Source organism: Lelliottia jeotgali, assembly GCF_977070485.1.
This window is the reverse complement of sequence record NZ_CDRVFO010000006.1, coordinates 186,394-200,842: the sequence shown is the minus strand read 5'-3', so window position 1 is coordinate 200,842 and position 14,449 is coordinate 186,394. Positions and strand designations below refer to the sequence as shown.

Sequence of the window (14,449 nt, the reverse complement as noted above, 5' to 3'; positions counted from 1 at the left end):
CATGAGCGAAAATCAAACGTACGACTCTTCAAGCATCAAGGTGCTGAAAGGTTTGGATGCCGTGCGCAAGCGTCCCGGCATGTACATTGGCGACACCGATGACGGTAGCGGCCTGCACCACATGGTCTTCGAAGTGGTCGACAACTCGATCGACGAAGCCCTCGCCGGGCACTGCGATGACATCACCGTCATTATCCACACGGATGAATCCATCAGTGTGCGCGACAACGGTCGCGGCATTCCGGTCGACGTGCATAAAGAAGAAGGCGTTTCTGCGGCTGAGGTCATCATGACCGTACTGCACGCGGGCGGTAAATTTGATGATAACTCCTACAAAGTTTCCGGCGGTCTGCACGGTGTAGGTGTTTCGGTAGTAAACGCCCTTTCGGAAAAGCTGGTGCTTACCGTTCGCCGTAGCGGCAAGATCTGGGAGCAGACCTACGTTCATGGTGTTCCACAGGCGCCGATGGCCGTTGTGGGCGAAAGCGAAACCACCGGTACCCATATTCATTTCAAGCCTTCGGCTGAGACCTTCAAGAATATTCACTTCAGCTGGGACATCCTGGCCAAGCGTATTCGTGAACTGTCCTTCCTGAACTCTGGCGTTGGCATCCTGCTGAAAGACGAGCGCTCGGGCAAAGAAGAGTTCTTCAAATATGAAGGCGGCCTGCGTGCATTCGTTGAATACCTGAACACCAACAAGACTCCGGTCAACTCCCAGGTGTTCCATTTCAACGTTCAGCGTGAAGATGGCGTGGGTGTTGAAGTTGCCCTGCAGTGGAACGACAGCTTCAACGAAAACCTGCTGTGCTTCACCAACAACATTCCGCAGCGCGATGGCGGTACCCACCTGGTTGGTTTCCGCTCTTCGCTGACCCGTAGCCTGAACAGCTACATCGAGCAGGAAGGCCTGGCCAAGAAGAACAAGGTTTCCACCACCGGTGACGATGCTCGTGAAGGCCTGACCGCGATCATTTCGGTCAAGGTGCCGGATCCGAAGTTCAGTTCGCAGACCAAGGACAAGCTGGTTTCCTCGGAGGTGAAAACCGCCGTGGAACAGGAGATGAACAAGTACTTCGCCGACTTCCTGTTGGAAAACCCCAACGAAGCCAAAGCGGTAGTCGGCAAGATGATCGACGCTGCCCGTGCCCGTGAAGCGGCGCGCAAAGCGCGTGAAATGACTCGCCGTAAAGGCGCGCTAGATATCGCGGGCTTGCCGGGCAAACTGGCGGACTGCCAGGAGAAGGACCCTGCTCTTTCCGAACTGTACCTGGTGGAGGGTGACTCCGCAGGTGGCTCGGCCAAGCAAGGTCGTAACCGTCGTACCCAGGCGATCCTGCCGCTGAAGGGCAAGATTCTCAACGTCGAGAAAGCACGTTTCGACAAGATGATCTCTTCCCAGGAAGTGGGCACACTGATCACCGCGCTGGGCTGTGGCATCGGCCGCGAAGAGTACAACATCGACAAGCTGCGCTATCACAACATCATCATCATGACCGATGCTGACGTTGATGGTTCGCACATCCGTACCCTGCTGCTGACCTTCTTCTTCCGTCAGCTGCCAGAGCTGGTCGAGCGTGGCTACATCTACATTGCCCAGCCACCGCTGTACAAGGTGAAGAAAGGCAAACAGGAGCAGTACATCAAGGACGACGAGGCCATGGAAGAATACATGACCCAGTCGGCCCTCGAAGATGCCAGCCTGCACCTGGATGAGTCTGCGCCAGCCGTTTCCGGCGTTCAGCTGGAGGTTTTGGTCAACGAGTTCCGCGGTGTGATGAAGACCCTCAAGCGCTTGTCTCGCTTGTACCCGGAAGAGTTGACCGAGCACTTCATCTACCTGCCGGAAGTTACCCTGGAGCAATTGGGCGACCATGCCGTCATGGAGAACTGGTTGGCCAAACTGCAGGAGCGCCTGAGCAACAGCCAGAAGTCTGGCCTGATGTACAAGGCCACTCTGCGCGAGGACAAAGAGCGCAATGTGTGGCTGCCTGAAGTGGAAATCACCTCGCACGGCCTGGCCAGCTACATCACCTTCAACCGCGATTTCTTCGGCAGCAACGACTATCGCACGGTGGTCAACATTGGCTCCAAGTTGTCGAGCCTGCTGGGTGAAGGTGCTTACGTACAGCGCGGTGAGCGTCGCAAGGCGATCGTCGAGTTCAAGGAAGGCCTGGATTGGCTGATGAACGAGACCACCAAGCGTCACACCATCCAGCGATACAAAGGGCTGGGTGAGATGAACCCGGACCAGTTGTGGGAAACCACCATGGACCCAACTGTACGTCGCATGCTCAAGGTCACCATCGAAGACGCCATTGCCGCCGATCAGATCTTCAACACCTTGATGGGTGATGCGGTTGAACCTCGCCGTGACTTTATCGAAAGCAACGCGCTGTCGGTTTCTAACCTGGACTTCTGATCAGGTTGTAGGTTCACAGAAAAGCTGCACGCTTTCACAAATAGATGACCGGCCGGGCTTCAACCATGGCCCCTGTCGGTCACCATCAAGCCCGCCTTCGCGGGCTTTTTTTTGCCTGGAATTCCTGCCGGGGCGCCCTACTCCGCTCATTGGAAAATGATGCAGATGGGGGGATTTGAGGAAGTGATTTGATGGGGCGCTGGAAGTGCTGAGAGGGTCGGCGGGCGGATCTGAGCAGCAGAGAGATTGAGAGGACTTTAAAACTAATATTTGAACACCTTAATAGTTAATTAAGCGTACGTGTTAAGTATTAATTTGAACAATTTAGTATGGAAATGGAATTTGGTGGAAGTTGCCATTTTGGATTTTTTGTAGATTTCGAAGGGATGTTGGAATAAGATCTATGACCAACTTTTCCGCTTTGCACTGAAGATTTTCAGCCAAATCAGCTGTTTGAAGCGAGAGCTTCAGACCTGATCCAAATTGCTCCAGCGATCACGAAGTGGCCGTTTAGAAATAAAGAGAGCAAGCCGATTGCTTTAGATTCTGATCAGTCATGAGAGTCATGACCAATGAGAGAAAAGGAGACCTGAAAATGTAGAAAAACGCGATCAATCCCGAGAGGACTGACCGCGCTTAGCGAAGCAGACTTGCGTCCTCAGAACCCGCAATGTCTGCTTTTTCGAAGCGACTGTCAATCCTCTCCCATTTTTTCGACCTTAGCGAGGTTACTCGACGGCACAGTGTTGCCTGTCGAAAGGCCTCACTTCGCCCGCCCTGCGCCTTGATTTTTTGGCGCAGCGTCGGCGCTCGTTTCGAGATTTTCGGAGGTGTTTCATGACAGTACGAAAGGTGGTCACGCGGCGGTCCAACCATTACCGCGGCTACTTCCCATCGCTCAAAAATAAAAAGCCTGTGCCCTGGGAGTCCCAGCTCGAAGGCGCTCTTTTTCGGCTTCTTGAGCTGTCTCCTGCGGTCATCGGCTACGTCCCGCAGCCCAGTGAGGAACGTGTTCCATCGCTCCAGGGCTACTTCAAATATTACCCAGACGTACAGGTTTTCCTCGCGGATGGGCGCGAGTGGTGGTTTGAAGTGAAGCCTCACGACCGACTGAAGATTGCCAGCGTCAGGCAGCGACTGGATGCCGCTGAGCGCTACTTCAACGCCACTGCCCGTAACTTTTCGGTGATCACTGAAAAGTTAATTGAAGCTGAACCCCTGGCTACCAATCTTAGAAGGCTGATGTATCACCGGCGCGGTCCAGAGCTTTCGCATCAGGCGTTGGAGGAGGTAATGGCGACCTTCAACGAATGGCCGCCTATGACCGTTGCAGATCTGCTCTACGTGGTTGGTGAGGGGAAAGCCTGGCGCTTGTTAGGCCTTGGGGTGGTGGGCATTGACCTTGATAGGTCAATTGACACTGACTCCCCGGTCTTCCTGCAAGGGGGGCACCGTCATGCAAACCTTTTCCCTTAGGGTGAAATTGGTCGTCATCGTTCGTGGCGTACTGATGGTGCTTGAGAAGAGGCTTATTGACCGGAAGCTGCTCTTTTTCGATGAGCTTGGTGAGCCCACGAAGCTATCCGAGAAGGAGTTCTATGAGGCCTACGAGAAGCGCGAGATCGAGATCTCCGCTGATCAGCCATACCTTGGGAAGGTTCCGTATGTGCGGAACGTCCCTCCAGATATTTCATGCTTCCCCAAAAAACATGGAGATGAGGCATTGCGTCGACGCAAGTATCTGGACGACCTAACTAAGCGCGGTAAATACAAGCTACCGGGTGACGAAGACATGATCAAGAAACTTAGAGATATCGCCAAAAAGATTGGGGATGCGTGCGCACCCTCGGTTTCCACTATTCGACGTTGGGCAGCCAAATACATTGGCCAGAACGTAGTAAAGCTTATCCCTCAGCATGCCAAAAAGGGTCGGGCTGCCGCGATACAGGGAGAGCTCGAAGTTATTCTTGAAGGGGTGATTAATAAAACCTACCTGCAGGATACGATTCCAGCGGTCAGCGTGGTCGTTTCAGAATTCGAAGATCAGATAAAAGAGAGGAACAAAAGTCGTTTGCCTTCGGATCAGCTCAAGATCCCAAGCGGAATGACTGTCCGAAGGTACATCGCCAAGCTGGATCCGTACCTTGTGGATAAGGAGAGGCTCGGAAAACACGCAGCAGACAAGAAGCACCGTGTTGCGGCGGGTGTCCTACGTGTCCATGAGATTTTGGAACGTTGGGAAATTGATCACACCTTGTTGGACGTCCAGCTTGTGGATGAAACCTCGGGGCTGTGCATTGGGCGCCCCTATCTGACGATCGTCCTCGACCGCTTCTCTCGAATGGTGATGGGATATTTGCTCCACCTGTCGGCGCCAAATACGGAAACCGTGCTTCGTGTGATCGAACGCTCAATCCGTCCAAAAGCCGAATTGCTGAAGCGCTTTCCGAAAGTGAGAAATGAATGGTGGGCACGTGGGCTGCCGGCTCGAATAGTCCCAGACAACGCAGCGGAATTTCACGCGGGCGATCTCATCATGGGATTCAACGAGTTGGGTATCGAGATCATGTATCCCGCTTCAAGGGCCCCTCAAAGGAAAGGTGCCGTCGAACGCTTTTTCAGCACACAGAACCTGGGGCTTATCCACAACCTCCCGGGTACCACCTTCTCGAATATCCAGCAGCGTGGCGATTACGACTCGGAGAAGAATGCATGTTTCACGCTCCCTCAATTGGAGGCGGTGGTAGTGAAATGGATCGTCGATGGTTACCACCAGACTCCTCATCGGGGGCTGGACAACAGAACACCGGCTCAAGTCTGGGGGACTAGCGAGGCGAACCATGTCATCAGCCTTCCCGTCGACCTGGACTCGTTGGAGTGCATTCTGGCCAAGCGGGCCTCGGTGAAGGTTCACCATTACGGCATCGAGGTTGCCAAAGTGGGCTACCACTCTACGGAACTTGCTGAGCTCCGTATGCGTTTGGCAGACGGAGAAAAGGTAAACGTCCGCTATCGAGACGAAGCCGGGCACGTTTGGGTTCACGACCGCTTCAGAAACTTGTTCTTCAAAGTGCCCGCCAAAGATGAGCGAATGGCCGGTAAGAGCAGGGAGGTGTGGAAGGCTGCCGAGAAAGCGCTGCGAGAAAAATATAATGAGCAGCCTAGCTTCGAGGCTACGCACAGGTGCTACCAGGAAATTATGGAAGATGCAGACGAGGCCCGCCGTTCGCAGACGCTCAGAAAACGACGCGCAGCTGCCATAGCGAAAATCGACAAGGAGGGTCGAGTGACCGAAAGCACGCCTCCACCCAAGGTACTCGCTGAAGTGGAATGGACCGGTGACTCTATTCCTAACATTCCGCCAGCAGCCTTCAAGGTCTCGGTTCGTCGCCCTGCTGGGAGTTCTAAGCCATGAACGCCATCAATCTGTACGAATGCTACGAGCATGGTGAATACAGCTTTACGCTCCGCGATCGTTTTATTCACAGCCCTCAAGTCGAGCGAGCGTTGACGCGACTAGGCGATATCCACGGCGATAGTCGGCGTACCAGAGCAAGTAAAGGGTTGCTGATCCAAGGTCCAAGCGGAGTGGGCAAGAGCACATTGGTCAAGGAGTACATTCGGTCATTGGAGGAATTGGAGAGCCATGACCCACAGAAGCGGACAGTTCTGTTCGTCGAGATGCCTTCGTCTCCAACCAAAAAGAACCTGGCAGCAGCCATTTTGGCAGAGCTGAAGGATCCCTTCGCAGAGGCACGAGGACATTCGGCAGAGGTTAAATTTGCGCGAGTAGTCCTGCTGCTGAAGAACCTTGGCGTGGAGATGTTGGTCCTCGATGAGGCGCAGCACCTGGTCGATTATCGTCGTAATGGTGCGTATGAGGCAGCAGACTGGATCAAGAGTCTGATGAATGAAACCAGTATCGCGTTTGTTCTGATTGGGCTGAAGCGCACCGAAAATCTCCTGCTAGCAAACGAGCAACTGCGACGCAGGTTTTCGGCCACGGTGGCATACGATCGCTTCACCTTCTCCGCTAATACGTCTCTTCATTTCGTGATGTTGTTGCAGGCAATCGAGGGCGAACTGCCTGTTCAAACCATCAGTTTTGTAGAGCCAGCGATGATTAAACGCTTCTACCTGGCTTCCTATGGATTGATCGACTACCTCATCAAGATTGTGGACAGGGCTGTTTGGCTGGTTCAAGTCCAGGACCTTGTCGGGATTGAACTTCCTGTGCTGGCCCAGGCTTTTGAAGACGAGGTTTGGAGCTACGCCACCGAGGATCGAAACCCCTTCAGTGCGAGCTTCAATTTCCAGCCTCTGTTCGGGAAGCGGGAGCCGTTTGAGACGTTCGAAGAGAGCAGTACCTGACGGCCAAGGGCCGGGCTTATCGGCCCGGCTCTACTCCCCTGATTTTTATGTCTTCGATTTCATGGATGTGTAGGAATGTTTGGTCTTTTAATCAACCCACGACCACACCAAGACGAAAGTCTTTTGGGGTACCTGCAGCGCCTGGCGAAAGCCAACGGATTACCCAGAAAGGAACTGCTCACCGCCTTTGCACGAGCCGACGAGACCGATGTTGCGGACTGGCTGCAGATGATGGAAGGACCACTGAGCTGGCCTGCGGTATCTGCTGAGTTTCGTGATCCAAGGCCCAAGGGGGTCAAGTTATGGACGACTCATCACGCTCGTTACTGTCCGATCTGTTTGGGCGAAGCCGGTTATTGGAGAGAAAGCTGGGGCTTGACCCTGGTTACGACGTGTTCTGTCCACGGCACTGAACTCCACGGGCGGTGCCCCAACTGTCTGAAGGAAACCGATCCAAGCGCAATGAGTGCGAATAGTTGCCAAGCGTGTGGCACCTCATTGAGTGGGACCAATTTTGAGATCGCGCCGGCGAGTGATACGGCCGCCTGGCTCACCTCTGGCTTTGAAGATAGGTTTTACGCCGACTCGTTGCCAGCTGACGCGGGATTGGCGGCCCTCACCTACGAACAGTTTCACGAGTTGTCATCGCGTCTCGCTGTCAGAAGTTTGCCTACGGAAAGAACCCAGCCGCTGAAGGTTGCTGATTCGGGTTCGCTAGAGATATCGCGGCTTATGGCAAACGCGGCGGGCGTGGTTCTCATGAACTGGCCTCTCGCATTCAGAGAACTGCTGAGTGGCCTCAAGGCAGTCCATTCCGATAACGAACATTGGACGCTCAGCAGATCGTTCGGCCCGATATACCACGACATCCACCGTGATCTGGATGACTCTTGTTTTGACTTTCTTCGTCGAGAGTTCGAATCATTTCTGCAGCATGCGTGGGAAGCACCGTTAGCGAAGCGAAATCGCAATTTGAGTGAGGAGACGATTGAGAGACATCGTTGGGTGTCGTTCGATTCTGCTGCTGAAGCTTGTGGTCTCGGGGTATCAGTCATAAAACGCCTTCATCAGGAGGGACAAATCGCCTATCGGGAGAAGGTCCATGAAGATCGAGTCTTTACGGTCGTGGACCTGGATCATTTGAAGGCAATCTCGCAGCATCTCCAGGGCGTGGCTGATATGAAAGAAACCTCGACTTTGCTAAGCCTCTGTCGCAATCGGGTTAGGCAGCTGCTAGCTGGTGGTACCCTCCAGTTCTTTGGTGGAGAACCGCGCCCAGGCGAAAGGTGGCTGATTGACTGCCGCTCGATCAACGAATTGATTGATGAGAAGCTGCCTACCAGCTCTGACCAGAGCCTGGTGTCGATCAACTACTTGGCCAAGCATTCTCTGCCCAAGGGGGGTGGGTTGGTCGAGTTGGTTCAGGCAATACGTGCAGGTGAACTTCGCGCTTACGGCCCAGCTGAGAATGGCTCGGTTGCGGTAGGGGCGTGGTTACTCAAGCCGCAAGATTTTGCAGCGTGGCAACAAGCCCGAGCTGAGAACAAGAGTCCGGTCTTTCCCGGCCTGTCGGTAGTCAAGGCTGCTGCGCTGTTAGGCGTCAAAGAACAATGCGCATACGCGTTCGTTCGACTGGGTCTGCTATGGAGCACTGCTGTCGAACGAGGCCGGCGTACGCAATTGATGGTTAAGCCTCAAGCCATCGACAGATTCAGGCGTGGCTATATCTTGGGACCGGAGATTGCGGTGTATTTGGGGAAGTCGACCAGGGAGGCGTTCAAGCACCTTTGGGAGGCCAGGTTTCGCCCCGTTGCGGGGCCATCCATTCCAAACGCGGCTTGCCGGCAGTACGTTTGGGTAAGAAGCAAAAAGCTGATCGATTACCTCGCAAGTGAAGCCGCCCAGATCGACGATCCTGAAGCCATCACGTTTTTATCCACACCGATCGCTCAGCCTCGTGATTGCCGATTCAGGCATGTGGGATCAAGATAGTTAGCACGCTTTCTTTCTTGATTGCTAAAATCATCGAACCCATTTTGGAGAATCTTATGTCCCGTCTCGCTGAATTCCGCCTGCTCGAACAACAGCTCGCAGCCCAACTGGCGGAGCTGGAAGCGCTGAAAAATGACTCTGCCCTGAAGCAGGAAATGGAATTTGAAACGAAGCTGCGCAGTTTGCTCAACGAGTATGGCTACGGCCTGCGCCAAGTGGTGCTGATCCTCGATCCGCAAGCGGTGGCTTCCACTGATATGGCCCCAAAAACCTCTCGGAAACCACGCGAAGTAAAGGTCTACAAGAATCCACACAGCGGAGAGGTTGTTGAGACCAAGGGTGGTAATCAGCGTACGCTTAAGGCCTGGAAAAACGAGTATGGCGCTGAGGTAGTCGAGTCTTGGCTCGCCAATTGATTGCACTGCAGGCGGCTTCTGGCACGAGATGAATCGTGGTGCGCCCCGAATGCAAATTCCCATTCTGGGGCGTGACGAAATTTTCTGCGGGTGGTGGTGACACACAGTTTATGCGCATTAAATAGAGGTCCACTTCAAAAAATGGACTCTCCAAAATGCGGAATGCTCTCGTCTCAATCTCAGTGAACACCATCGCAAGCTTCCTGACTGCGCTTGTGCTTCACTGGATCACCCGTCCTCTTTCCGACCTCTCCATTCAGCCAATCACGGCCTCAAACTCTGGATCCAAGAGCTCTTCGTGCTCTTCGTAGATGAGAAATCTGGACCAGACAGCACGTTTCTGAACCACCCCATCAGAGCAAGCGTTCCCCTGGATTGAGCTATCTGGTGACGATTCGTTGAGTTTCTTCTCACTGCTAGGAAGAGCTCTGATTAAAAATTCGTGCTTCCTCAGAGGCTTAGCGATGGTGTCTGTAGAGGCTTTTCTGGAATGACGAGTAAGCTCCTGATGGAGGCGTTTTCTGCACTCCATCCCTCACGGGGACCGCTTGTCAAATCGAAAGGCCCTGCTATACAGTTCTTGTCAAAGGATTTGTCAAATGATGTAGAATCCGGTCCCTCGTTGGGCGCGGTGGAGGAGTTAACATGTCAGAACGCGAAGGGGTCTTAGCAAGGGCGCCGCTTATCTATGCGTTGAGCGTAATCAGATTTGCCCCGATTCTTAAGCTGCCAAAGCTGATCCCAGACATTCAGCACACGATCCGTCAGAGCCTCCCGGGCTTCTTCCAGATGGTCAAGGGCGTGCCGCCTGGGGTGATGCACAGCGGAGAACCGAATTCTTGGGCGTTCCTTAATCGGGATGCTGACTACGCGTGCGTGCTGGCCATGGATCACATGATCCTGCAAAGCACAAATTATCTTCATTTTGATAACCACTTAGCGCTTTTCCGTGAGTGCATTGAGGCGCTGGTAGGGCAAGCAGGTGCATTGGATATCACCGCTATCGGGATGCGGTACGTCGATAAAATTGAACCAGCTGAAGGTGAGACCCTAGCCGACTACCTTCCGGAAGCCATGCTCCCACTTAAATGCGATGAGCTAGCGGCGCATGGGAAAGTCCCCAAGGAGCAGCTTGGAATCTCTACTACCACCTACCATCTAGATCCGGAGTATCTGCACATCAGATGCTGGCGGCAGACTGGTATGTGGATACCGGAAGATTTGGTCGAGCCGGCCATGGTTTTCGAAATTGCTAAGCAATCGAGGAATTCATCCAAGCATGGTGCTCCTCTGCAAGGTGCATTTGTGCCTGTTAGCGAAAATGGTGCTCTTCTCGATACGGATGCGCATTGGCCGCTGCAGTTAGCCGAACGACTGGGAACCGAGGAGATCTGCACGAGACTCGACGGTTTGCATAAGACTGCTAACTTTGCTTTTAGGACAGTCGCGAAAGATCATGCCTTTGAGGTTTGGGGGAAGGCGAAATGACTACAGCAATGAATGGGCAATGGATTGATCCTACCGGGGCTGCTGTAAGCAGATCTTCTACTTGGGAAAACCCTGAAATTGCTCCGCGTGTAGGTAGCACGACAGCAAACCCTGTATTGGCGATTGCTTTCACAGCGATGCTGGCCGTTTCGGTAGTAGTCGCTCCTGGGACTGCCTCCCTGCCCTATCCACAACTTATCGGCTCAGCAGGCATGAGCTTTCATGGCGTGCATGCTGGTGCCTGGACCGAGGTGGACACCAGCCAGGATGCCAATGTTACCGAAGACGTAGCGCCGGCCTTAATCGAGGAGCTTAGGAGCGACTTCAAGTTGTCAGATAGCTCCATCGCGCAGATCTTCAACGTGTCTCGTCAGACCGTGTACAATTGGCGGACTGGAAAAACCGCCACTGGTTTTCCCGAGAGGCTTGCGGCTTTAACTGAGGCGTTGCGCCAAGTTAACGCCGAAGAAGCGCAGTATCTGCATCGGGTGCTTTTCTATCCAACCGCCGATGGCCGCCTGATTCAGGATGCGCTTTCGGATGAAGCGTGGAATCGAAATGGCGCTAAAGGTGTGTACGGAATGGTTGCGGAGTTGGCTGGCAAGGCGCAGCAGCTACGTGATAGGGACCTCAAAACCATCGCCAGGTTAGAAAAATCGGGCGGTTCGAATTTGGTTTGATTATGGCTGATACACCTGAGCAAGAGATCGTAAGTGCCATTAGCGCTGCTGGTTGGCTGCAAGGAGATACCGTCTCAGGTGACGCCTTGATTGAACACATATCCGAGGAGGTCCTGAAAGGCCAATTCGAGGGGGTGGCTCCAGCTTATTGGATGTTGGCCTCCCATTCCTGCACGGTGCATGCACGCAACCTTTGTGATGCGCCGTGGATAGAGTGGATTGCCGTTAAGGTAAAGAAAAAGGCCTTTGATAAGCAGCTGCACGCCCTCAATCCACGTACGCTGCACCTGCAGCACGCGGAAAAGCAGGTTTTGGAGCTCAAGATTCACAAGCGTGTGTGGACCAAGAGAGCCGTGCTTCCGACGCTCCACCGAAATCCGGTAATCACGCTGAGCGAAGAAAACGGTCAGTATTTCTCATACTGGATGTCCCACCATTACAACCGTATTGCGATGCCGGACGAGTTGGTCAACCGCCTGAAGGCAGACCAAGGTGACGACGGCATGAAGGGCATCGCCGTGCTTGTCGACGATTTCCTCCATCAGAACAACCAATTTTTCGCTAGTGCTTGGGTTTCCTTCAACCCCAAGGGCGAGATTCGCGACCCGGCTGAGCCCTACGAGGTGGTGTTCCGGTTTTTGACCAAACGAGAGCACGCCAGGCGCGCAAATGAGCTGCACGACCAGCTGAATGAATTGCTCGGGGTGGCCAGAAATCTCAACGATGGGCTGTACTTCGGTGGAGCAGACGTCACGGTGCTCCAAGACTTTACCATGCTCGATGCGGAAGACTTCGTGCGGTACAACCTTCACGACTGGCTCAGTGTTGGGGATACCGATGAAGATGAAGAAGGTGCCGATGATGCTGACTGAGCTGCTATCGGCCTCCCCTTTAGGATCTGGGTTTGACCTTAGCTGACCGGCTGCTCTACAAACCAATTGATTTTCTCCGGAGCCGGTGTCACTGTCGCTCCAAGAATAGCCCCCACGCCTCGGGCAGGTCCCAGACCTGTACTGCGCACCAGGGGGTTAGTTGTTTCTAGGGCCCGCCCAGGTCGATCAGGCATGCTTTGGGCGGGCCTCAAACCAGTGGGTGACCACCAAAAGGGTCAGTTAGGCCTACTGCTGCCTATCCTCGCTCGTTACCATCCAGAGACCCTCTATTGATACGGTTTCAGCAAAGATGGATGTCTATAAGGTCCGCATCGAAGACACAGAAAGCAAGATCATCGACAAGGAAGGTTTCGAGGCCGAGACCTTCCGCAGAGATCCATGGTACCAGCCTGGAAGTGCCGGCAAGCTAGCTCAGTTTGCTGTATGCCCGGCATGCGACAACCCTGTCCAGCTGGTTGGGCTGTATGAGCTACCGCCTAACGTGAAGAACCCATTCGGGAAACATGCTACTAAGAGCATTCGCGGCATCGCTCCATTTGATAGTGAGGCCCGTAACGATTGCCCGTACTTCCAGCCTCGCCAGCACAAGAAAACAGAACGAAAAACCAGGTTTGACGGCGTCCCACGGAAGATTCTCAAGCTATTGATCGAACAGTTCGATCGCGTGGTTTACATCCTGGAGAAAGAGACCCAACTGGTCCTTTCCGAGAACGCGTTGAGAGGCATGCTGCAGCGTTACAAGGGAGAGCGTGGCTACCTCTATACCGGCGCGACGCTTCGCAATGTGCCATGGATCTTTGCTTACATGTCGGACGCCACCCGCCTGTTTGGCCAGAAGGTCATTGGAAATGCTGAGCTGGTGAAAGCTATTGCCGCTGAGGTGCCAGGGGCGGAAATCAGCAGCACTGGTCGGCTGGAATCGAAGAAGGTGCCTGGTTCGAAGGCGGCATATTTTGATCTCAAAATGAGTTTCATCCGCCATCGAATCGTCAAAGACAGTGAAGCGTCCGGCTTGGTTGAAAGCATGGAGTTTGTAGTGTCACAGCCTCGCGGAGGTGAGCTTGAGCACATTCACAAGGAAGTCATCAAATTCGATTCGGCTTGGTTCGAATCCCTTATCCGGATGCCGGTTGATCATCCTTATCGCAGAATGGATAGAGTGAAGATGGCCCGGGAGGAACTGGGCGATCTGCTGGAGCTGACTCAGGCCTGAGGAGGCCTGTTGTAAACCACTTTTTTTCACTGTAACCACAGTGGTTTACAGTGAAAAAAAGTGGTTTACAACGTAGCTACGACACGCGCCCTGGCCACTCCCCAGGCCAGCGCGCTCCTCATTGATTCGTTCAGTCGGGCGTCGAACACCTATGCTGCTCGGGGCCTTGCCACGCCGCGGTGTCCTATAATTCATCTTCAGCTGAATGGAGCAAAATGTTGTGAAGCGCACATTCATTGGAATGGTCGAGGCTGGTGAGCCACTGATGAGGCAAGCGCTTGAAGCTATCCGACAGGCCCACGAAGCGGAGGCTGCTGGATTGCCAGACCTTGAGGTACAGCGTCTTCACCCATTGGCAGATTCGCTCTATCAGGCGGTCATTGATTTTCAGCTCCTCAAAGCAGGTAAACCACCGTCGACTATCCAGTGAGGACCTGCCGCTACATGACGAAAAAGATGCCAGCTCTTCTCCCCGACCACCCCATGTATACCGACGCAGTGGATGCGATGAAGCAATACCACGAGGCGCAGGCTTCTGGCTCATCTGCCGAAGAGGTTGAGCGCCTGCGTCAAATCGCAGAATCACAATTTCGGGCTGTCAGCGAGTATCAGCTCAACGCTCTGGGATATCAGTCTCGTCGTCCGCACTGAAGGGATAACCGATCCGGAGGTAGCTTCAGAATCCATCAAGCCAAGCGGAAGACTCACGACGCGGTCCGATTGATCAGCGAGACGGTCGGGAGGGTTTGCACACAGCCCCAAAAAAAAAGCAGCTCCCGAGAGCTGCTTTTTTCTTACTCCCCCTTTTTGTGCTTGTGGGGTTTCAGGTCCGGATGGTCCTTCTGCTTTTCAGGGGTGACTCGCTGCCTTTTGTCCGGAGTGCCATCTTCATTGGTGCGCTTTGGGCCTGGCTTGATGCTCATGCAAAACTTCCTTTTCCGCTTGGGTTGTTGAATGCAGCTATGTAATTAGTC

At 53.8% G+C, this 14,449-nt stretch carries 13 protein-coding genes; 12 read left to right on the top strand and 1 reads right to left on the bottom strand.

The annotated features are described in order from the left end of the window. Position 1: 1 nt before the first annotated feature. The 12 genes from gyrB to ACW4TB_RS11285 all read left to right on the top strand — a co-directional run bounded on the left by gyrB (position 2) and on the right by ACW4TB_RS11285 (position 14,126). Positions 2-2,422, top strand: a complete 2,421-nt coding sequence (gene gyrB, locus ACW4TB_RS11340) for a DNA topoisomerase (ATP-hydrolyzing) subunit B (protein ID WP_046786790.1) — start codon at positions 2-4, stop codon at positions 2,420-2,422. An 837-nt stretch (positions 2,423-3,259) separates the two neighbouring features. Next, positions 3,260-3,898 (top strand): TnsA endonuclease N-terminal domain-containing protein, encoded by a 639-nt coding sequence (locus tag ACW4TB_RS11335; RefSeq protein ID WP_011953077.1) that lies wholly within the window; start codon positions 3,260-3,262, stop codon positions 3,896-3,898. Continuing rightward, positions 3,879-5,837 carry a DDE-type integrase/transposase/recombinase gene (locus tag ACW4TB_RS11330; RefSeq protein ID WP_016497347.1) on the top strand — a complete coding sequence of 653 codons (1,959 nt, stop codon included), beginning with the start codon at positions 3,879-3,881 and terminating at the stop codon, positions 5,835-5,837. The genes ACW4TB_RS11335 and ACW4TB_RS11330 overlap by 20 nt, the downstream gene beginning before the upstream one ends. Further along, positions 5,834-6,793, top strand: a complete 960-nt coding sequence (locus tag ACW4TB_RS11325; protein WP_010951429.1) for a TniB family NTP-binding protein — start codon at positions 5,834-5,836, stop codon at positions 6,791-6,793. The genes ACW4TB_RS11330 and ACW4TB_RS11325 overlap by 4 nt, the downstream gene beginning before the upstream one ends. A 75-nt stretch (positions 6,794-6,868) precedes the next feature. Beyond that, positions 6,869-8,785, top strand: coding sequence for a TniQ family protein (locus ACW4TB_RS11320; protein WP_010951430.1), 1,917 nt, complete (start codon positions 6,869-6,871; stop codon positions 8,783-8,785). A gap of 56 nt (positions 8,786-8,841) precedes the next feature. Next, entirely contained in the window at positions 8,842-9,201 is a 360-nt protein-coding gene (locus ACW4TB_RS11315) for a histone-like nucleoid-structuring protein, MvaT/MvaU family (protein ID WP_010951431.1), read from the top strand. A gap of 645 nt (positions 9,202-9,846) precedes the next feature. Then, positions 9,847-10,689, top strand: a complete 843-nt coding sequence (locus ACW4TB_RS11310; RefSeq protein ID WP_010951432.1) for a TIGR04255 family protein — start codon at positions 9,847-9,849, stop codon at positions 10,687-10,689. Further along, a complete protein-coding gene (locus tag ACW4TB_RS11305; protein WP_126404318.1) occupies positions 10,686-11,369 on the top strand; it encodes a transcriptional regulator in 684 nt (227 codons plus the stop codon). Before ACW4TB_RS11310 ends, ACW4TB_RS11305 begins: the two co-directional genes overlap by 4 nt. Positions 11,370-11,371: 2 nt before the next feature. Next, the gene (locus ACW4TB_RS11300) at positions 11,372-12,241 is read left to right on the top strand and encodes a hypothetical protein (protein WP_016497350.1); all 870 of its coding nucleotides are present in this window, start codon (positions 11,372-11,374) and stop codon (positions 12,239-12,241) included. A gap of 310 nt (positions 12,242-12,551) precedes the next feature. Further along, the gene (locus ACW4TB_RS11295) at positions 12,552-13,475 is read left to right on the top strand and encodes a hypothetical protein (protein WP_010951435.1); all 924 of its coding nucleotides are present in this window, start codon (positions 12,552-12,554) and stop codon (positions 13,473-13,475) included. Between the two features lie 220 nt (positions 13,476-13,695). Further along, positions 13,696-13,905 carry a hypothetical protein gene (locus ACW4TB_RS11290; protein ID WP_003298409.1) on the top strand — a complete coding sequence of 70 codons (210 nt, stop codon included), beginning with the start codon at positions 13,696-13,698 and terminating at the stop codon, positions 13,903-13,905. Between the two features lie 14 nt (positions 13,906-13,919). Then, positions 13,920-14,126 carry a hypothetical protein gene (locus ACW4TB_RS11285; RefSeq protein WP_003298411.1) on the top strand — a complete coding sequence of 69 codons (207 nt, stop codon included), beginning with the start codon at positions 13,920-13,922 and terminating at the stop codon, positions 14,124-14,126. Positions 14,127-14,269: 143 nt separating this feature from the next. Here the strand turns inward: ACW4TB_RS11285 and ACW4TB_RS11280 are convergent, their stop codons facing one another. Continuing rightward, positions 14,270-14,398, bottom strand: coding sequence for a hypothetical protein (locus ACW4TB_RS11280; protein ID WP_003253468.1), 129 nt, complete (start codon positions 14,396-14,398; stop codon positions 14,270-14,272). Positions 14,399-14,449: the final 51 nt, after the last annotated feature.

Excerpts from the sequence above, each read along its gene's own strand:
- ACW4TB_RS11315 (WP_010951431.1), top strand. The coding sequence starts at position 8,842 with ATGTCCCGTCTCGCTGAATTCCGCCTGCTCGAACAACAGCTCGCAGCC.
- ACW4TB_RS11330 (WP_016497347.1), top strand. The coding sequence starts at position 3,879 with ATGCAAACCTTTTCCCTTAGGGTGAAATTGGTCGTCATCGTTCGTGGC.
- ACW4TB_RS11285 (WP_003298411.1), top strand. The coding sequence starts at position 13,920 with ATGACGAAAAAGATGCCAGCTCTTCTCCCCGACCACCCCATGTATACC.
- ACW4TB_RS11295 (WP_010951435.1), top strand. The coding sequence starts at position 12,552 with ATGGATGTCTATAAGGTCCGCATCGAAGACACAGAAAGCAAGATCATC.
- ACW4TB_RS11335 (WP_011953077.1), top strand. The coding sequence starts at position 3,260 with ATGACAGTACGAAAGGTGGTCACGCGGCGGTCCAACCATTACCGCGGC.
- ACW4TB_RS11300 (WP_016497350.1), top strand. The coding sequence starts at position 11,372 with ATGGCTGATACACCTGAGCAAGAGATCGTAAGTGCCATTAGCGCTGCT.
- ACW4TB_RS11305 (WP_126404318.1), top strand. The coding sequence starts at position 10,686 with ATGACTACAGCAATGAATGGGCAATGGATTGATCCTACCGGGGCTGCT.
- ACW4TB_RS11320 (WP_010951430.1), top strand. The coding sequence starts at position 6,869 with ATGTTTGGTCTTTTAATCAACCCACGACCACACCAAGACGAAAGTCTT.
- gyrB (WP_046786790.1), top strand. The coding sequence starts at position 2 with ATGAGCGAAAATCAAACGTACGACTCTTCAAGCATCAAGGTGCTGAAA.
- ACW4TB_RS11280 (WP_003253468.1), bottom strand. The coding sequence starts at position 14,398 with ATGAGCATCAAGCCAGGCCCAAAGCGCACCAATGAAGATGGCACTCCG.
- ACW4TB_RS11310 (WP_010951432.1), top strand. The coding sequence starts at position 9,847 with ATGTCAGAACGCGAAGGGGTCTTAGCAAGGGCGCCGCTTATCTATGCG.
- ACW4TB_RS11325 (WP_010951429.1), top strand. The coding sequence starts at position 5,834 with ATGAACGCCATCAATCTGTACGAATGCTACGAGCATGGTGAATACAGC.